At 67.2% G+C, this 433-nt stretch carries 1 protein-coding gene; it reads left to right on the top strand.

From position 1 onward, the window contains the following. Positions 1–433, top strand: a 433-nt coding sequence (locus ACU8YC_RS28280; RefSeq protein ID WP_446896433.1) for a Glu/Leu/Phe/Val dehydrogenase family protein, incomplete at both ends; no start/stop codon positions are given.

Below are 433 nucleotides of genomic sequence, written 5' to 3'. Positions count from 1 at the left end.
GGCGTGTTCGTCGGCCTCAAGGAAGCGGTGCGCCAGCGCCTCGGTCGTGACGAGCTGACCGGGCTGAAGGTGGCGATCCAGGGCGTCGGCCATGTCGGCCTGGGGCTGGCGCGGCACCTGAAGGCGGCCGGCGCCGAACTGTGGGTGGCGGACATCTTCGATGCAAACGTCAAGCAGGCAATGGACGAGCTGGGAGCCAACGTGGTGCGCCCGCAGGACATCTACGGTCTCGATGTTGACGTCTTCGCGCCCTGCGCCATGGGCGGCATCCTCAACGAGCAGACCCTGGAAGTGCTGCGTACCCCGGTGATCGCTGGGGCTGCCAACAACCAGCTGGCCAGCGCCGAGATCGGCGTCGAGCTGCAGCGGCGCAACCAGCTCTACGCGCCGGACTACGCAATCAACGCCGGCGGCATCATCGACGTCTACTACC

The organism is Citrobacter sp. VF227, assembly GCF_052950715.1.
The sequence above is the reverse complement of the archived record's forward strand: the minus strand, read 5'-3'. Positions and strand labels throughout refer to the sequence as shown.